This window comes from Streptomyces sp. NPDC102259, assembly GCF_044766465.1.
Taxonomy (GTDB): domain Bacteria; phylum Actinomycetota; class Actinomycetes; order Streptomycetales; family Streptomycetaceae; genus Streptomyces.
In genome coordinates this window covers 108,316-126,573 of record NZ_JBIWMA010000005.1, presented here as the reverse complement: position 1 = coordinate 126,573, position 18,258 = coordinate 108,316, and the positions used below count along the sequence as shown (strand labels likewise).

Here is an 18,258-nt window from a genome sequence, read left to right as displayed (position 1 = left end):
ATCCAACAGGCCGCTCCACCATCGCGGTCGTCCGAAGGAAGTCCGTCCCGTGAGTCCTGTGACCCTCCTCCCGTTCATCGTGCTCATCGGGGCCATGTTCCTGATGACCCGGTCGGCCAAGAAGAAGCAGCAGCAGGCCGCCAGCATGCGTAACGACATGCAGCCCGGCAGTGGTGTCCGCACCATCGGGGGCATGTACGCGACGGTGAAGGAGGTCAACGAGGACACGGTCCTCCTCGACGCCGGTCCCGGCGTCGACCTGCTCTTCGCGAAGAACTCCATCGGTGCCGTCCTGACCGACGACGAGTACAACCGCATCGTCCACGGCATCGAGCACGACCTGAAGTCCGACTCCGACGTCGTCCCGGACGACGCCTCCTCCCTCACCGGGTCCGCCGAGGCCGCCGAGACCGACGACTCCGTCGACGAAGCTGCCGCCGCCTCCGACGACAAGGCCGTCGACCTCGGCAAGAAGGACGCGACCGACGAGGTCCAGGAGAAGGCCGCCGACGCCGAGCAGGCCGAAGCCGCCGAAGAGCCGAAGAAGACGACCGACGGCGACTCCGACGCGAAGAAGTAGCCACGTCCCCGGCGTGCACGGGTCCCACCCGTCCGCGCCGGGGCACGCGCATCTCGCCAGGGGATCCCGACACCATGTCATGGCCGCGGCCGCGCTGACCCGGCGCGAGGCGGCCCGAGAGGGAGTACGAGAAGGTGGCAGCACCTAAGAAGGGCCGGAGCGCGAGTGCCCAGAGCAAGCCAGTGCGCTCGCTGGTCCTGATCCTGATCGCCATCGTGGGGCTCACCGCAGGCATGTTCGCCTCCGGTCACACCACTCCGCGTCTCGGCATCGACCTTGCCGGCGGTACCAGCATCACGCTGAAGGCGAAGTCGGACCAGGGATCCGCGATCAACAAGGCCAACATGGACACCGCGGTCGACATCATGAACCGCCGTGTCAACGGGCTGGGCGTCTCCGAGGCGGAGGTGCAGACCCAGGGCAGCGACAACATCATCGTCAACATCCCCAAGGGCACCAACTCGGAGAAGGCCCGGGAGCAGGTCGGCACCACCGCCAAGCTGTACTTCCGTCCGGTCCTGGCCCAGGAGGCCACCGGCTCCGCCGCCGCCTCGCCGAGCGCGTCCCCGAGCGGTTCCTCCAGCGCCTCTCCGAGCCCTTCGGCGAGTGCCTCCGGCACCGGTGAGAAGGCGACCTCCTCGTCCTCCCCGTCGGCCTCCGCCACCTCGCAGGGCCGTGCCGTCACCGACGCGCTGAAGGCCGACTCCACCCCGTCGGCCTCCGCCAGCGCCAAGGCGAGCGCGTCCGCCAGCCCGTCGGCCTCCGCGAGCAGCGGCGCCGCCGTCTCCGCGGAGGACGCCGCGCTCCAGGCCAAGTACGCCGCCCTGGACTGCTCCAAGGAGTCGGTCCGCGCCAAGGCCGGCGAGGGCGTCAAGCCCGAGGACACGACCGTGGCCTGCGGTGAGATCGACAAGGTCTGGTACAAGTACGTGCTCGGCCCGGCCGCCGTCGACGGCACCGACGTCGACAAGGCCCAGGCCGTCTACGACACGCAGACCGCCGCCGGCTGGCAGGTCACGATGGACTTCACCAAGAGCGGCGGCAAGAAGTTCGCCGCCATCACCGCCCAGCTCGCGCAGAACACCCAGCCGCAGAACGAGTTCGGCATCGTGCTCGACGGCAACGTCGTCTCCAGCCCGTACGTGAGCTCCTCCATCACCGGCGGCCAGGCCCAGATCTCGGGCAGCTTCACGCAGGAGGAGGCCCAGGGCCTCGCCAACATGCTCTCCTACGGTGCGCTCCCGCTCTCCTTCCAGGAGCAGAGCGTGACCACGGTGACGGCGGCGCTCGGCGGCGACCAGCTGCACGCCGGTCTGCTGGCCGGCGCCATCGGCCTCCTGCTGGTCGTGATCTACCTGGTGGCCTACTACCGCGGCCTCGCGATGATCGCCCTGGCGTCGCTGCTGGTCTCCGCGGCCCTCACCTACGTGCTCATGGCGCTGCTCGGCCCGGCCATCGGCTTCGCGCTGAACCTGCCGGCCGTCTGTGGCGCCATCGTCGCCATCGGCATCACGGCGGACTCGTTCATCGTGTACTTCGAACGCGTCCGGGACGAGATCCGCGAGGGCCGTACCCTGCGCCCCGCCGTCGAGCGCGCCTGGCCGCGTGCCCGGCGCACCATCCTGGTCTCCGACTTCGTGTCGTTCCTCGCCGCCGCGGTGCTCTTCATCGTCACGGTCGGCAAGGTCCAGGGCTTCGCGTTCACACTGGGCCTGACCACCGTCCTGGACGTGGTCGTGGTCTTCTTCTTCACCAAGCCGCTGATGACGCTCATCGCTCGGCGGAAGTTCTTCGCGAGCGGCCACAAGTGGTCCGGCCTCGACCCGAAGAGCCTGGGTGCCCAGCCGCCGCTGCGCCGCACCCGCCGTCCCGGCGGTCCTGCCGCCGGCCCCGTCGAGACGAAGGAGGCCTGAGCGATGTCGAAACTCGGTAACCTCGGCGCCCGGCTGCACCGTGGCGAGATCAGCTACGACTTCATCGGCCACCGCAAGCTCTGGTACAGCATCTCGATCCTGATCACCATCACGGCCATCGTCGGCCTGGCGGTGCGCGGCCTGAACATGGGCATCGACTTCCAGGGCGGAGCCGTCTTCAACACGGAGAAGACCAGCGTCTCCGTCTCCCAGGCCGAGGAGTACGCCAAGGACGCGTCCGGCCATGACGCGGTCGTCCAGAAGCTCGGCAACGGCACGCTGCGCATCCAGATCGCCGGCATGGACATCAAGGAGTCCACCGGGATCAAGAACGAGCTCGCCAAGGACCTGAAGGCCGACCCGGAGACGATCACCGCCGAACTGGTCGGTCCCAGCTGGGGCGACCAGATCGCCAGCAAGGCCTGGCAGGGTCTGGCGATCTTCATGGTGCTGGTCGTGATCTACCTGGCGATCGCCTTCGAGTGGCGTATGGCCATCGCGGCCCTCGTCGCCCTGATCCACGACATCACCATCACGGTCGGCATCTACGCCCTCGTCGGCTTCGAGGTCACGCCCGGCACGGTGATCGGTCTGCTGACGATCCTCGGTTACTCGTTGTACGACACGGTCGTCGTCTTCGACTCCCTCAAGGAACAGACGAAGGACCTCACCAAGCAGACCCGCTTCACCTACAGCGAGATCGCCAACCGCTCGATCAACGGCACCCTGGTCCGCTCCATCAACACCACGGTCGTCGCGCTGCTGCCGGTGGCGGGCCTGCTGTTCATCGGCGGCGGCTTCCTCGGCGCGGGCACGCTCAACGACATCTCGCTGTCGCTGTTCGTCGGCCTCGCGGCCGGCGCGTACTCGTCGATCTTCATCGCCACGCCGCTCGTCGCCGACCTCAAGGAGCGCGAGCCGCAGATCAAGGCGCTGAAGAAGCGTGTCCTGGCCAAGCGCGCCCAGTCGTCGGCCGAGGAGGCGCCCGCGCAGACCCGTGGCGACGACTCCTACGGCGACGGGCCCGAGGACGCCGAAGCCGCGGTCGTCGGGCCGCGCAACCAGACCGCGTCCCGGGGCCGGGGCCGCGGCCGTCCGTCGGGCAAGCGCCGATGACCGAGCTCACCGACATCTCGGCGCTGCTGCACAGCCGCATCCGTGACGTGGCCGACTACCCGGAGCCGGGGGTGATGTTCAAGGACATCACCCCGCTCCTGGCGGACCCGGTGGCGTTCACCGCGCTCACCGACGCGTTCGCCGGGATCGCCGAACGCACCGGCGCCACCAAGGTCGTCGGCCTGGAGGCCCGGGGCTTCATCCTGGGCGCCCCGGTCGCCGTCCGGGCGGGCCTCGGCTTCATCCCCGTGCGCAAGGCGGGCAAGCTCCCCGGAGCCACCCTCGGCCAGGCCTACGACCTGGAGTACGGCTCGGCCGAGATCGAGGTGCACGCCGAGGACCTGTCCGCCGACGACCGGGTGCTGATCGTCGACGACGTCCTCGCCACCGGCGGCACCGCCGAGGCGTCGATCCAGCTCATCCACCGGGCGGGCGCCCAGGTCGCGGGCGTCGCCGTCCTGATGGAGCTGGGCTTCCTCGGCGGCCGTCCCCGTCTGGAGGCGGCCCTCGGCGGAGCGCCGCTGGAGGCGCTGCTCACGATCTGAGAGCGGTCCCACAACCGTCGTACGCCAAGTGGGCGGGCCCGGAGGAATCCGGAGCCCGCCCCTTGTGTTTCTCCGGTAGACGGCCCTCACATCGGCCTGAAGGCGATCCTGGAGCTCAGGATCGCTACGATGGGTGCTCCGGAGCCTGACCGGGGGACCCGGATCGCGCACGAGGAGTCCTCTTGCCAGACGAGGCCCAACACCTGACCGCCGCCAAGCCCGAGCCCGCCTCGGGTCCCGCGGCCACGCCCGCGTCGCCCGCGTCGCACGCGAAGGACGACAGCCGTGGGGCGGTCGAGCACGACCGGTCCGCGCCCGTCGACAAGCCCGCCGAGCAGCCCCGGCCCAAGCCGGCCCAGCCCGAGGGCTCCTCGGCCGCGCCCGCCGGCCGCCCGGCCGCCGCGCAGCCCCCGGCCCGCTCCGGCTCCTCCAACCGCGTCCGCGCCCGCCTCGCCCGGCTCGGCGTCCAGCGCCAGAACCCGTACAACCCGGTCCTGGAACCGCTGCTGCGGATAGTGCGCAGCAACGATCCCAAGATCGAGACGGCGACGCTGCGCCAGATCGAGAAGTCCTACCAGGTCGCCGAGCGCTGGCACCGGGGTCAGAAGCGCAAGAGCGGCGACCCGTACATCACGCACCCGCTCGCGGTGACCACGATCCTTGCCGAGCTGGGCATGGATCCGGCCACGCTCATGGCGGGCCTGCTGCACGACACCGTCGAGGACACCGAGTACGGCCTGGAGGACCTGCGCCGCGACTTCGGCGACCAGGTCGCCCTGCTGGTCGACGGCGTCACCAAGCTGGACAAGGTCAAGTTCGGCGAGGCCGCGCAGGCCGAGACCGTGCGCAAGATGGTCGTCGCCATGGCCAAGGACCCGCGCGTCCTGGTCATCAAGCTCGCCGACCGGCTGCACAACATGCGCACCATGCGTTACCTCAAGCGCGAGAAGCAGGAGAAGAAGGCGCGCGAGACCCTCGAGATCTACGCGCCGCTCGCCCACCGTCTCGGCATGAACACCATCAAGTGGGAACTGGAGGACCTCGCCTTCGCGATCCTCTACCCCAAGATGTACGACGAGATCGTACGGCTGGTGGCCGAGCGGGCACCGAAGCGTGACGAGTATCTGGCCATAGTGACCGACGAGGTCCAGGCCGACCTGCGCGCCGCCCGTATCAAGGCGACCGTGACCGGTCGCCCGAAGCACTACTACAGCGTCTACCAGAAGATGATCGTCCGCGGCCGTGACTTCGCGGAGATCTACGACCTGGTGGGCATCCGCGTCCTCGTGGACACGGTCAGGGACTGCTACGCGGCCCTCGGCACGGTGCACGCGCGCTGGAACCCGGTCCCCGGCCGGTTCAAGGACTACATCGCGATGCCCAAGTTCAACATGTACCAGTCGCTGCACACGACGGTCATCGGCCCCAACGGCAAGCCGGTCGAACTCCAGATCCGCACGTTCGACATGCACCGCCGTGCCGAGTACGGCATCGCCGCGCACTGGAAGTACAAGCAGGAGGCCGTCGCCGGCGCCTCCAAGGTGCGCTCGGACCAGCCGAGGACCACCGGCAAGGACGATCACCTCAACGACATGGCGTGGCTGCGCCAGCTCCTCGACTGGCAGAAGGAGACCGAGGACCCCGGCGAGTTCCTGGAATCCCTGCGCTTCGACCTGTCGCGCAACGAGGTCTTCGTCTTCACGCCGAAGGGCGACGTGATAGCGCTGCCGGCCGGCGCCACGCCCGTGGACTTCTCGTACGCGGTGCACACCGAGGTGGGCCACCGCACCATAGGAGCCCGCGTCAACGGACGCCTCGTCCCGCTGGAATCGACCCTGGACAACGGCGACCTGGTGGAGGTCTTCACCTCCAAGGCGGCCGGGGCCGGGCCGTCCCGGGACTGGCTGAACTTCGTGAAGTCGCCGCGCGCCCGCAACAAGATCCGGGCCTGGTTCTCCAAGGAGCGCCGCGACGAGGCCATCGAGCAGGGCAAGGACGCCATCGCACGCGCGATGCGCAAGCAGAACCTGCCGATCCAGCGGATCCTCACCGGTGACTCGCTGGTCACGCTGGCGCACGAGATGCGCTATCCGGACATCTCCTCGCTGTACGCGGCGATCGGCGAGGGCCATGTGGCCGCGCAGAACGTCGTGCAGAAGCTGGTGCAGGCCCTCGGTGGCGAGGAGGCGGCCACCGAGGAGATCGACGAGACGGTCCCGTCCCGCAGCCGTGGCCGCAAGCGGCGCAGCAACCAGGACCCCGGTGTCGTCGTCAAGGGCGTCGACGACGTCTGGGTCAAGCTGGCCCGCTGTTGTACGCCCGTCCCCGGCGACGGGATCATCGGCTTCGTCACGCGCGGTAGTGGTGTATCGGTTCACCGCAGCGACTGCGTCAACGTGGAGTCACTGTCCCGCGAGCCGGAGCGCATCCTCGAGGTCGAGTGGGCGCCCACCCAGTCCTCGGTCTTCCTGGTGGCCATCCAGGTCGAGGCCCTGGACCGGTCCCGACTCCTCTCGGACGTCACACGGGTGCTGTCCGACCAGCACGTCAACATCCTGTCCGCGGCGGTCCAGACCTCCCGTGACCGGGTGGCCACCTCCCGCTTCACCTTCGAGATGGGCGACCCCAAGCACCTGGGGCACGTCCTGAAGGCCGTACGCGGCGTGGAGGGCGTCTACGACGTGTACCGGGTGACCTCGGCGCGCAGGCCGTAGCCGAGCACAGGAGAGGCCCCCGTACGCGATGTACGGGGGCCTCTCCTATGACGGGGGCCGGCGGCCGGTCGCGGATGCCGGTCGGATGATCAGCCGCCGAACTCCTCGAGGCCCTTCAGGGCCTGGTCCAGCAGCGCCTGACGGCCTTCCAGCTCACGCTCGAGCTTGTCGGCCCTCGCGGAGTTGCCCTGGGCGCGGGCCTGGTCGATCTGCGTCCGCAGCTTGTCCACGGCGGCCTGGAGCTGACCGGTCAGACCCGCGGCACGCGCGCGTGCCTCCGGGTTCGTCCGGCGCCACTCGGTCTCCTCGGACTCCTGCATCGCCCGCTCCACGGCGTGCATCCGGCCCTCGACCTTCGGGCGGGCGTCGCGCGGGACGTGGCCGATGGCCTCCCAGCGCTCGTTGATCGACCGGAACGCGGCACGCGCCGACTTCAGGTCACCGATCGGCAGGAGCTTCTCGGCCTCCTCGGCCAGCTCCTCCTTGAGCTTCAGGTTCTCCGTCTGCTCCGCGTCCCGCTCGGCGAACACCGAGCTGCGGGCGGCGAAGAAGACGTCCTGGGCGCCGCGGAAGCGGTTCCACAGGTCGTCCTCGTGCTCGCGCTGGGCACGGCCGGCGGCCTTCCACTCCGCCATCAGCTCGCGGTAGCGAGCCGCCGTCGGACCCCAGTCCGCGGAACCGGACAGCGCCTCGGCCTCGGAGACCAGCCGCTCCTTGGTCCGACGGGCCTCCTCGCGCTGCGCGTCCAGCTGCGCGAAGTGCGCCTTGCGGCGCTTGGAGAATGCCGAGCGCGCGTGCGAGAAGCGGTGCCACAGCTCGTCGTCCGACTTGCGGTCGAGACGCGGCAGGCCCTTCCAGATGTCGACCAGCGCCCGCAGCCGCTCACCGGCGGCCCGCCACTGGTCGGACTGGGCGAGCTGCTCCGCCTCGGCGACCAGGTCCTCCTTGGACTTGCGGGCCTCGTCGGACTGCTTGGCCCGCTGCTGCTTGCGCTCCTCGCGCCGCGACTCGACGGTCGCCACCAGCTTGTCCAGCCGGTCGCGCAGCGCCTGAAGATCACCGACCGCGTGGTGCGCGTCGACCTGTTCACGGATGTGGTCGATCGCGACCTGGGCGTCCTTCGTCGACAGATCGGTGGTCTTCACGCGCTTCTCGAGGAGGCCGATCTCGACAACCAGGCCCTCGTACTTGCGTTCGAAATAGGCCAGCGCCTCCTCGGGGGAGCCCGCCTGCCAGGAACCGACCACCTGCTCGCCGTCGGCCGTACGCACGTACACGGTCCCCGTCTCGTCGACGCGGCCCCACGGGTCGCTGCTCACAGCGCCTCCTCCACATGATGCCTCCGAGGGGCTTCAGTGCCCCTGGGCATCGTCCACAGTTTCGTCACGGCCAACATAGGCGACCGGCGGGCCGCCTGTCCGCATCCAGCGCGACCGAAATTGCGCAGTTGACCGCCCCTTGGTCGGCAGTCGGCCGTCAGGATTTCGTGACCGTCGCCTTGTCGATCACGACCGTCGCGTTCGGGGCTCCGTCACCGGCGCCCGTGTTCTCGCCCGCGGCGGCGATCTTCGCCAGAACCTTCATGCCGTCGGCCGACACGGTGCCGAAGGGCGTGTAGCTGGGCGGCAGCTGACTGTCCTGGTAGACGAGGAAGAACTGGCTCCCGCCGGTGTGCGCCTGACCGGTGTTGGCCATCGCGATCGTGCCCGCCGGGTAGATGTTGTTCTTGAGGGTGGCGTCCTTCAGGTTCTCGTCCGGAATGGTGTAACCGGGACCGCCACTGCCGCTGCCCGTCGGGTCGCCGCACTGCAACACGTAGATGCCGCTGGTGGTGAGGCGGTGGCACTTGGTGTGGTCGAAGTAGCCCTTGCCGGCGAGGAAGCTGAACGAGTTCACCGTGTGCGGCGCGGCCTTCGCCTTGAGTGCTATGTCGATGTCCCCGCACGTCGTCGCGAGCGTCATCGTGTACTTCGCCGACTTGTCGATCGTGACCGCCGGCTCCTTCTTCCAGGTCTGCGTCTTGACCGAGCCCGCGGCCGCCTTCTCGCACGGGTCCTTGGCGGCGCTCGGCGTCGCGGACGGCGTCGTCTCCGAGCTCGCGTTCGCCTTGTCGTCGTCCTTCATGACGCCGGTCGCGTACAGCGCCACACTGCCGATGATGATCACGCCGAGGACCGACGCGATCACCGAGTTGCGCGCACGCGCCTTGCGTCGCGCGGAGGTGCGCCTCTGCTGCTGCCGCAAGAACTTCTCCCGGGCGAGCTGACGCTTCCGCTGTTCCTGGGTGACCACCGGGTTCTCTCCTCGTGCGTCTCGTACGTCGACTGGGACGCGTGCGTCTTGTGAGCCGACCGCCTGCGTGTGCCCCGTACCGTATATGGGTTCGCTGAGGAATCGGCAGCGCCGGTAGGCTCTGACCACTGGCGCAGCCGCCCAGAAGCCCACGCGTATCGACACAAACGAAGGACGATCGTGCTCATTGCCGGGTTCCCCGCCGGGGCCTGGGGGACGAACTGTTATCTCGTCGCCCCCGCCGCCGGTGAGGAGTGCGTGATCATCGACCCGGGCCACCAGGCTGCCCCGGGAGTCGAGGAAGCGATCAGGAAGCATCGGCTCAAGCCCGTCGCCGTCGTCCTCACCCACGGCCACATCGACCACGTGGCCTCGGTCGTCCCGGTGTGCGGAGCGCACGACGTACCGGCCTGGATCCACCCCGAGGACCGCTACATGATGAGCGACCCCGAGAAGGCGCTCGGCCGGTCCATCGGGATGCCGCTGATGGGCGAGTTGACCGTGGGGGAGCCGGACGACGTCCGTGAACTGAGCGACGGCGTCGGGCTGGACCTGGCGGGTCTGGAGTTCTCCGTCGCCCATGCGCCGGGCCATACCAAGGGGTCGGTGACCTTCCGGATGCCCGAGACGGCCGACGTCCCGTCGGTCTTCTTCTCCGGGGATCTGCTGTTCGCCGGCTCCATCGGACGCACCGACCTGCCCGGCGGCGACATGGCCGAGATGCTCGACTCGCTGGCCCGCGTGTGCCTGCCGCTCGAGGACTCGACCGTGGTGCTGTCCGGCCACGGCCCCCAGACGACCATCGGCCAGGAGCGCGCCACCAACCCGTATCTGCGGCAGGTGGCGCCCGGCGGCCAGGGAGCGGGTTCGCACACCCCTCCCCGACGAGGAATGTGACGAGAGACCTTCCGTGAGTACCTTTCAGGCCCCCAAGGGCACGTACGACCTGATTCCGCCGCGCTCCGCGAAGTTCCTCGCGGTACGCGAGGCGATCGCCGCCCCGCTGCGCAACTCCGGCTACGGCTACGTCGAGACGCCCGGCTTCGAGGACGTCAACCTGTTCGCGCGCGGTGTGGGCGAGTCCACCGACATCGTCAGCAAGGAGATGTACGCCTTCGAGACCAAGGGAGGCGACCGGCTGGCCCTGCGCCCGGAGGGCACGGCGTCCGTGCTGCGCGCCGCCCTGGAGGCGAACCTGCACAAGCAGGGCAACCTGCCGGTCAAGCTCTGGTATTCGGGCTCGTACTACCGGTACGAGAAGCCGCAGGCGGGCCGGTACCGGCACTTCTCCCAGGTCGGCGCCGAGGCGATCGGCGCGGAGGACCCGGCGCTGGACGCCGAGCTGATCATCCTCGCCGACCAGGCGTACCGGTCGCTGGGGCTGCGCGACTTCCGCATCCTCCTCAACAGCCTCGGCGACAAGGAGTGCCGCCCGGTGTACCGGGAGGCGCTCCAGAACTTCCTGCGGGGCCTGGACCTCGACGAGGACACGCTGCGCCGCGCGGACATCAACCCGCTGCGGGTTCTGGACGACAAGCGCGAGGCGGTCCAGAAGCAGCTCGGGGGCGCGCCGCTCCTGCGCGACTACCTCTGCGACGCGTGCAAGGCGTACCACGAGGAGGTCCGTGAGCTGATCACGGCGGCGGGCGTGGTCTTCGAGGACGACCCGAAGCTGGTCCGCGGCCTCGACTACTACACCCGCACGACCTTCGAGTTCGTCCACGACGGACTGGGCTCCCAGTCCGCGGTGGGCGGCGGCGGCCGCTACGACGGTCTCTCCGAGATGATCGGCGGCCCCGCGCTGCCGTCGGTGGGCTGGGCGCTGGGCGTCGACCGTACGGTGCTGGCGCTGGAGGCCGAGGGCGTGGAGCTGGAACTGCCCGCCGCCACCTCCGTGTTCGCCGTCCCGCTCGGCGAGGAGGCCCGCCGGGTCCTCTTCGCGAAGGTCACCGAACTGCGCAAGCTCGGCGTCGCGGCCGACTTCTCCTACGGCGCCAGGGGGCTCAAGGGCGCCATGAAGAGCGCCAACCGCAGCGGGGCCCGCTACACGATCGTCGCCGGCGAACGCGACCTCGCCGAGGGCGTCGTCCAGCTCAAGGACATGGAGTCCGGCGAGCAGACGGCGATCGGCGTCAACGAGATCGTGGCGGAACTGGAGTCGAAGCTGGGCTAGCGGGCGCGCGGGCCCGAGGAAGGCGCCGGTCGCCCGACCGGCGCCTTCGTCATGCGCGGGATCGTCAACCCGGCGGGCGCCCGTTCGTCCTTCGGAGGGCGGCGAGGTCCGAGCGCCCCGTGTGCGTGCCGGTCATGCGTCCGGCCTTGGCCGGAACCGAACGCCGGGGGGCCCGCTTACGTACTTCCTTATGCGCACCGAACGGTGCGCACCGGGTCCGGTGCGGCACAATGGCCCCTGCCCGAAGATGGTCCAACTCTCAAGTGACGGATCGGCGAGATGAGCAAGACGACAGTCAAAGACGTCTCCACGGAGTCCGAGCCCGAGCGCGTCGCCGCGATCGAGCCCCGGACTGTGGGCGGCAGCCGTGCGTTCGCGATCCTGCTGCTGATCACCGGTGCCGCCGGTCTGCTGGCCGCCTGGGTCATCACGCTCGACAAGTTCAAGATCCTCGAGGCCAAGGTCGCCGGCGAGACCTTCACGCCCAGTTGCAGCATCAGCCCGATCATCAGCTGCGGCAGCGTCATGGAGAGCAAGCAGGCCGCCGCCTTCGGTTTCCCCAACCCGATGCTCGGTCTCGTCGCCTACGGCATCGTGATCTGCGTCGGCATGAGCCTGCTGACCCGGGTCGCGTTCCCGCGCTGGTACTGGCTGACCTTCAACTTCGGCACCCTCTTCGGCGTGGCCTTCTGCACCTGGCTCCAGTACCAGTCCCTGTACGAGATCAACGCCCTGTGCCTGTGGTGCTCGCTGGCCTGGGTCGCGACGATCACCATGTTCTGGTACGTCACCTCGTTCAACGTGCGCAACGGCCTGCTGCCCGCCCCGGGCTGGCTGAAGGGCTTCCTCGGCGAGTTCACCTGGGTCCTGCCGGTCACCCACGTCGGCATCATCGCCATGCTGATCCTGACCCGCTGGGGCGCCGACCTCTGGGCCTGAGCCCCGTGCCGGACAGGCGTCGGACGTCACTGTCAGACCTCTGACGTAGGCTCCGACGTGTGGAGCCCGACCTGTTCACCGCCGCAGCCGAAGACCGCCAGGAGAAGGACCCCGCCGGGAGCCCCCTGGCGGTCCGGATGCGCCCGCGCACCCTCGACGAGGTGGTGGGCCAGCAGCATCTGCTGAAGCCGGGCTCACCCCTGCGCCGCCTGGTCGGCGAGGGCGCCACGGGCCCGGCGGGGCCGTCCTCGGTGATCCTCTGGGGGCCACCCGGCACCGGGAAGACGACCCTGGCGTACGTCGTCTCCAAGGCCACCAACAAGCGGTTCGTCGAACTGTCGGCGATCACCGCGGGCGTCAAGGAGGTCCGCGCGGTCATCGACGGCGCCCGCCGCGCCATCGGCGGTTACGGCAAGGAGACCGTCCTCTTCCTCGACGAGATCCACCGCTTCAGCAAGGCCCAGCAGGACTCCCTCCTGCCGGCCGTCGAGAACCGCTGGGTGACGCTGATCGCGGCGACCACCGAGAACCCGTACTTCTCGATCATCTCGCCCCTGCTCTCCCGCTCCCTCCTGCTGACCCTCGAACCCCTCACGGACGACGACCTCCGCGCCCTCGTCCGGCGCGCCCTGACCGACGGCCGCGGCCTCAAGGGCTCCCTCACCCTCCCCGAGGACACCGAGGCGCATCTGCTGCGTATCGCCGGCGGCGACGCCCGCCGGGCCCTCACCGCCCTGGAGGCCGCCGCCGGGGCCGCCCTGGACCAGGGCGAGACCGGAATCAGCCTCCAGACCCTGGAGCAGACGGTCGACCGCGCGGCGGTGAAGTACGACCGGGACGGCGACCAGCACTACGACGTCGCCAGCGCCCTCATCAAGTCCATCCGTGGTTCGGACGTCGACGCGGCCCTGCACTACCTGGCCCGCATGATCGAGGCCGGCGAGGACCCGCGCTTCATCGCCCGCCGCCTGATGATCTCCGCCAGCGAGGACATCGGCCTGGCGGACCCGAACGCCCTGCCCATCGCGGTCGCCGCCGCCCAGGCCGTCGCCATGATCGGCTTCCCCGAGGCCGCCCTCACCCTCAGCCACGTCACCATCGCCCTCGCCCTGGCACCCAAGTCCAACGCCGCGACGACCGCGATCGGCGCCGCCCTGGACGACGTGCGCAAGGGACTGGCGGGCCCGGTGCCGCCGCATCTGCGCGACGGGCACTACAAGGGCGCCGCCAAGCTGGGCCACGCGCAGGGGTACGTGTATCCGCACGACCTGCCCGAGGGCATCGCCGCCCAGCAGTACGCCCCGGACGCCATCAAGGACCGCGAGTACTACGAGCCCACCCGGCACGGCGCCGAGGCCCGCTACGCGGACGCGGTCGAGTGGACCCGGCAGCACCTCGGTCGCGACGGGTCCTGAGCACCCTGTAGACTCGCCCGAAGTGCCGCGTCCCGTGCAGTCAGAACAGGACAGTCGGCCGGAGCACCGGTCCTCGGACCTCGCTCCAGGAGCGTCGCGCACCGTCGAACGGTGTCGCGGGCAGCCCATCACCACCCGGAGTTCCGGGAACGGTCGATGGGCAACTCGCGTGTTGCACGTATGTGCCCAGACCAGGGGAGCGGCTGCCCGACAGGTTCCACGCGGACCTGACGGGTTTCCCCGGCTGCGGATGCGACCTCCCTCAACCCTGACGAGCCGGAAATTCTGGAAAGAGAGAGATCGTGGCGAACCAGCCCCGTCCCAAGGTCAAGAAGTCGCGTGCCCTCGGCATCGCGCTGACCCCGAAGGCCGTCAAGTACTTCGAGGCGCGCCCCTACCCGCCGGGCGAGCACGGCCGTGGCCGCAAGCAGAACTCGGACTACAAGGTCCGTCTGCTCGAGAAGCAGCGTCTGCGCGCGCAGTACGACGTGTCCGAGCGTCAGCTCGTCCGCGCCTACGAGCGTGCCTCCAAGGTGCAGGGCAAGACCGGTGAGGCCCTGATCATCGAGCTCGAGCGCCGTCTCGACGCGCTGGTCCTGCGTTCGGGCATCGCCCGCACGATCTACCAGGCCCGCCAGATGGTCGTCCACGGCCACATCGAGGTCAACGGTGGCAAGGTCGACAAGCCGTCGTTCCGCGTCAAGCCCGACGATGTCGTCATGGTCCGCGAGCGCAGCCGCAGCAAGACGCTGTTCGAGGTCTCCCGCGCCGGTGGCTTCGCCCCCGACGGCGAGACCCCGCGCTACCTCCAGGTGAACCTCGGCGCCCTGGCGTTCCGCCTGGACCGCGAGCCGAACCGCAAGGAGATCCCCGTGATCTGCGACGAGCAGCTCGTCGTCGAGTACTACGCCCGCTGATCCCCTTCCGGATCGGTCTGCGGCGGTCGTAGGACTTCTGCGCCAAGGCCCGTCGTCTCGCTGCCCCTCGGGGCAGGTGGGACGGCGGGCTTTCGCACGCCTAATCCGGTACGGAACGCCGGCGTCGGCGCGATAGGCTCGCCTCCAGAGATAGGTGTTCGTCAGACAGGGAGCGGGTGCGCAGTGTCCGGTGGAGAGGTGGCCGGCATCCTGGTGGCCGTGTTCTGGGCGATCCTGGTCTCCTTCCTCGCCGTCGCGCTGGCGAGGCTGGCCCAGACGCTCAGGGCGACCACCCGACTCGTCGCCGACGTGACCGAGCAGGCCGTTCCGCTGCTGGCCGACGCCTCCGCGGCGGTGCGTTCCGCGCAGACCCAGATCGACCGGGTCGACGCGATCGCCACCGACGTCCAGGAAGTCACGTCGAACGCCTCGGCGCTGTCCACCACGGTCGCCTCCACCTTCGGCGGCCCCCTGGTGAAGGTCGCCGCCTTCGGCTACGGCGTGCGCCGGGCCCTCGGCGGCCGCAAGGACGACGTGCCCGCCCGGGAGCCCCGGCGGACCGTGATCGTGGGCCGAACGGTCTCCCGGCGGGAGAAGCGCAAGCCCCGTGGAAAGAGGGACTGAGACCAGCGATGTTCCGCCGTACCTTCTGGTTCACCACGGGCGTCGCCGCCGGTGTCTGGGCCACCACCAAGGTCAATCGCAAGCTGAAGCAGCTCACCCCCGAGAGCCTCGCCGCGTCCGCGGCCAACAAGGCGCTCGAGACGGGAGCGCGCCTCAAGGACCGCGCGGTGGGTTTCGCGCTCGACGTCCGCGACAACATGGCCCAGCGGGAGGCCGAGCTGGGGGAGGCGCTGGGGATCCGCGACGATCCCGAACTCCCCGCGCCCCGGCGGTACACCGCCATCGAGAACAGCCGCAGTACCCCCAAGCACCCCGAGAACACGACGTACTCGCACAACCGGAATGAGGACCACTGATGGAGTCGGCCGAGATCCGCCGCCGCTGGCTGAGCTTCTACGAGGAGCGCGGGCACACCGTCGTCCCTTCGGCGTCGCTCATCGCGGACGACCCGACTCTGCTCCTGGTCCCCGCCGGCATGGTCCCCTTCAAGCCGTACTTCCTCGGCGAGGTCAAGCCGCCGTGGTCGCGCGCCACCAGCGTGCAGAAGTGCGTGCGCACGCCCGACATCGAAGAGGTCGGCAAGACCACCCGCCACGGCACGTTCTTCCAGATGTGCGGCAACTTCTCCTTCGGCGACTACTTCAAGGAAGGCGCCATCAAGTACGCCTGGGAGCTGCTCACCACGCCCCAGGACAAGGGTGGTTACGGCCTGGCGCCGGAGAAGCTCTGGATCACGGTCTACAAGGACGACGACGAGGCCGAGCGCATCTGGCACGAGGTCGTCGGCGTGCCCAAGGAGCGCATCCAGCGCCTCGGCATGAAGGACAACTACTGGTCCATGGGCGTCCCCGGCCCCTGCGGCCCCTGTTCCGAGATCAACTACGATCGCGGCCCCGAGTTCGGCGTCGAGGGCGGCCCCGCCGTCAACGACGAGCGGTACGTGGAGATCTGGAACCTCGTCTTCATGCAGTACGAGCGGGGCGAGGGCATCGGCAAGGACAACTTCGAGATCCTGGGCGAACTGCCGAGCAAGAACATCGACACGGGCCTCGGCCTGGAGCGCCTCGCCATGATTCTGCAGGGCGTGCAGAACATGTACGAGATCGACACCTCGATGGCCGTCATCAAGAAGGCCACCGAGCTGACCGGCGTCGAGTACGGCGAGGCCCACGAGTCGGACGTCTCGCTGCGCGTGGTCACCGACCACATGCGCACGTCCGTGATGCTCATCGGCGACGGCGTGACCCCCGGCAACGAGGGCCGCGGCTACGTGCTGCGCCGCATCATGCGCCGCGCCATCCGCAACATGCGCCTCCTCGGCGCCGGCGGCCCGGTCGTCAAGGACCTCATCGACACCGTCATCGCGATGATGGGCCAGCAGTACCCGGAGCTGGTCACCGACCGCGAGCGCATCGAGAAGGTCGCCGTCGCCGAGGAGAACGCCTTCCTCAAGACGCTGAAGGCCGGCACCAACATCCTCGACACCGCCGTGACCGAGACCAAGGCCTCCGGTGGCCAGGTCCTCGCCGGCGACAAGGCCTTCCTGCTCCACGACACCTGGGGCTTCCCGATCGACCTCACCCTCGAGATGGCCGCCGAGCAGGGGCTGTCCGTGGACGAGGACGGCTTCCGCCGTCTGATGAAGGAGCAGCGGGAACGCGCCAAGGCCGACGCCCGGGCCAAGAAGACCGGGCACGCCGGCGTGGGCGCCTACCGCGAGATCGCCGACCGGGCCGGCGCCACCGACTTCATCGGCTATGCCGACACCGAGGGCGAGTCGACGATCGTCGGCATCCTCGTCGACGGCGCCTCCTCGCCGGCCGCCACCGAGGGCGACGAGGTCGAGATCGTCCTCGACCGCACCCCGTTCTACGCCGAGGGCGGCGGCCAGATCGGCGACACCGGCCGCATCCGGGTGGACACCGGCGCCGTCATCGAGATCCGCGACACCCAGAAGCCGGTCCCCGGCGTGTACGTCCACAAGGGCGTCGTCCAGGTCGGCGAGGTCACGCTCGGCGCCAAGGCCCACGCCTCGATCGACCGGCGCCGCCGCACCGCCATCGCCCGCGCCCACTCGGCCACGCACCTCACGCACCAGGCGCTGCGCGACGCCCTCGGCCCGACGGCCGCCCAGGCCGGTTCCGAGAACCAGCCCGGCCGCTTCCGCTTCGACTTCGGCTCCCCGTCCGCCGTCCCGACGGCCGTGATGACCGACGTCGAGCAGAAGATCAACGAGATCCTCGCCCGCGACCTGGACGTCCAGGCCGAGGTCATGGGCATCGACGAGGCCAAGAAGCAGGGCGCCATCGCCGAGTTCGGCGAGAAGTACGGCGAGCGGGTCCGGGTCGTGACCATCGGCGACTTCTCCAAGGAGCTGTGCGGTGGCACCCATGTGCACAACACCTCCCAGCTGGGCCTGGTGAAGCTGCTCGGCGAGTCGTCGATCGGCTCGGGCGTCCGCCGCATCGAGGCCCTCGTCGGCGTCGACGCCTACAACTTCCTGGCCCGTGAGCACACGGTCGTCGCCCAGCTCCAGGAGCTGGTCAAGGGCCGTCCGGAGGAACTCCCGGAGAAGGTCTCCGCCATGCTCGGCAAGCTGAAGGACGCCGAGAAGGAGATCGAGAAGTTCCGCGCGGAGAAGGTCCTCCAGGCCGCCGCCGGTCTCGTGGAGTCCGCCAAGGACGTCGCCGGTGTGGCTCTCGTCACCGGTCAGGTCCCGGACGGCACGACCCCCGACGACCTGCGCAGGCTCGTTCTCGACGTGCGCGGCCGCATCCAGGGCGGCCGGGCCGCCGTGGTCGCCCTGTTCACGGTGAACAACGGCAAGCCGCTGACGGTCATCGCCACCAACGAGGCCGCCCGCGAGCGCGGCCTCAAGGCCGGCGACCTGGTCCGTACGGCTGCCAAGACCCTCGGCGGCGGCGGTGGCGGCAAGCCGGACGTCGCCCAGGGCGGCGGCCAGAACCCGGCCGCCGTCGGCGACGCCGTCGACGCCGTCGAGCGGCTCGTGGCGGAAACGGCCAAGTGAGC

The 18,258-nt window shown here is 69.7% G+C and carries 15 protein-coding genes; 13 read left to right on the top strand and 2 right to left on the bottom strand.

Features of this window, described 5'->3' with window-relative positions; genetic code table 11:
* Positions 1–49 precede the first annotated feature (49 nt).
* The 5 genes from yajC (at position 50) to ACIRPU_RS14700 (ending at position 6,868) form a co-directional block, all read left to right on the top strand.
* Entirely contained in the window at positions 50–580 is a 531-nt protein-coding gene (gene yajC / locus ACIRPU_RS14720; RefSeq protein WP_355705477.1) for a preprotein translocase subunit YajC, read from the top strand.
* A 134-nt stretch (positions 581–714) separates the two neighbouring features.
* Positions 715–2,493, top strand: a complete 1,779-nt coding sequence (secD, locus tag ACIRPU_RS14715; RefSeq protein ID WP_384119748.1) for a protein translocase subunit SecD — start codon at positions 715–717, stop codon at positions 2,491–2,493.
* Positions 2,494–2,496: 3 nt separating this feature from the next.
* The gene (gene secF, locus ACIRPU_RS14710; protein ID WP_403866503.1) at positions 2,497–3,609 is read left to right on the top strand and encodes a protein translocase subunit SecF; all 1,113 of its coding nucleotides are present in this window, start codon (positions 2,497–2,499) and stop codon (positions 3,607–3,609) included.
* Entirely contained in the window at positions 3,606–4,154 is a 549-nt protein-coding gene (locus tag ACIRPU_RS14705; RefSeq protein WP_403866500.1) for an adenine phosphoribosyltransferase, read from the top strand. Before secF ends, ACIRPU_RS14705 begins: the two co-directional genes overlap by 4 nt.
* A gap of 182 nt (positions 4,155–4,336) precedes the next feature.
* Positions 4,337–6,868, top strand: a complete 2,532-nt coding sequence (locus ACIRPU_RS14700; RefSeq protein ID WP_384119755.1) for a RelA/SpoT family protein — start codon at positions 4,337–4,339, stop codon at positions 6,866–6,868.
* An 89-nt stretch (positions 6,869–6,957) separates the two neighbouring features.
* Here ACIRPU_RS14700 and ACIRPU_RS14695 read toward each other — a convergent pair whose 3' ends face one another.
* Positions 6,958–8,187, bottom strand: a complete 1,230-nt coding sequence (locus ACIRPU_RS14695) for a DUF349 domain-containing protein (RefSeq protein ID WP_403866497.1) — start codon at positions 8,185–8,187, stop codon at positions 6,958–6,960.
* Positions 8,188–8,344: 157 nt separating this feature from the next.
* A complete protein-coding gene (locus tag ACIRPU_RS14690) occupies positions 8,345–9,160 on the bottom strand; it encodes a peptidylprolyl isomerase (protein WP_403866494.1) in 816 nt (271 codons plus the stop codon).
* A 180-nt stretch (positions 9,161–9,340) separates the two neighbouring features.
* Between ACIRPU_RS14690 and ACIRPU_RS14685 the strand changes: the two genes are divergently transcribed.
* The 8 genes from ACIRPU_RS14685 to alaS all read left to right on the top strand — a co-directional run bounded on the left by ACIRPU_RS14685 (position 9,341) and on the right by alaS (position 18,256).
* The gene (locus ACIRPU_RS14685; RefSeq protein ID WP_403866491.1) at positions 9,341–10,057 is read left to right on the top strand and encodes an MBL fold metallo-hydrolase; all 717 of its coding nucleotides are present in this window, start codon (positions 9,341–9,343) and stop codon (positions 10,055–10,057) included.
* A gap of 13 nt (positions 10,058–10,070) precedes the next feature.
* Positions 10,071–11,333 (top strand): histidine--tRNA ligase, encoded by a 1,263-nt coding sequence (gene hisS / locus ACIRPU_RS14680; protein WP_355705470.1) that lies wholly within the window; start codon positions 10,071–10,073, stop codon positions 11,331–11,333.
* Positions 11,334–11,612: 279 nt separating this feature from the next.
* Positions 11,613–12,272 carry a vitamin K epoxide reductase family protein gene (locus tag ACIRPU_RS14675; RefSeq protein ID WP_384119764.1) on the top strand — a complete coding sequence of 220 codons (660 nt, stop codon included), beginning with the start codon at positions 11,613–11,615 and terminating at the stop codon, positions 12,270–12,272.
* A gap of 59 nt (positions 12,273–12,331) precedes the next feature.
* Entirely contained in the window at positions 12,332–13,687 is a 1,356-nt protein-coding gene (locus ACIRPU_RS14670) for a replication-associated recombination protein A (protein ID WP_403866487.1), read from the top strand.
* A gap of 302 nt (positions 13,688–13,989) precedes the next feature.
* Entirely contained in the window at positions 13,990–14,604 is a 615-nt protein-coding gene (rpsD, locus tag ACIRPU_RS14665) for a 30S ribosomal protein S4 (RefSeq protein WP_019059759.1), read from the top strand.
* A 183-nt stretch (positions 14,605–14,787) separates the two neighbouring features.
* Positions 14,788–15,228: a DUF948 domain-containing protein gene (locus tag ACIRPU_RS14660; RefSeq protein WP_062646681.1), complete on the top strand. Its 441-nt coding sequence runs from the start codon at positions 14,788–14,790 to the stop codon at positions 15,226–15,228.
* 8 nt (positions 15,229–15,236) lie between these two features.
* A complete protein-coding gene (locus ACIRPU_RS14655; RefSeq protein WP_384124379.1) occupies positions 15,237–15,584 on the top strand; it encodes a hypothetical protein in 348 nt (115 codons plus the stop codon).
* Positions 15,584–18,256, top strand: a complete 2,673-nt coding sequence (gene alaS / locus ACIRPU_RS14650; RefSeq protein ID WP_403866482.1) for an alanine--tRNA ligase — start codon at positions 15,584–15,586, stop codon at positions 18,254–18,256. The genes ACIRPU_RS14655 and alaS overlap by 1 nt, the downstream gene beginning before the upstream one ends.
* Positions 18,257–18,258 lie beyond the last annotated feature (2 nt).

Coding starts and splice junctions, on each gene's coding strand:
- secF (WP_403866503.1), top strand. CDS start 2,497: ATGTCGAAACTCGGTAACCTCGGCGCCCGGCTGCACCGTGGCGAGATC.
- ACIRPU_RS14705 (WP_403866500.1), top strand. CDS start 3,606: ATGACCGAGCTCACCGACATCTCGGCGCTGCTGCACAGCCGCATCCGT.
- ACIRPU_RS14675 (WP_384119764.1), top strand. CDS start 11,613: ATGAGCAAGACGACAGTCAAAGACGTCTCCACGGAGTCCGAGCCCGAG.
- ACIRPU_RS14655 (WP_384124379.1), top strand. CDS start 15,237: ATGTTCCGCCGTACCTTCTGGTTCACCACGGGCGTCGCCGCCGGTGTC.
- alaS (WP_403866482.1), top strand. CDS start 15,584: ATGGAGTCGGCCGAGATCCGCCGCCGCTGGCTGAGCTTCTACGAGGAG.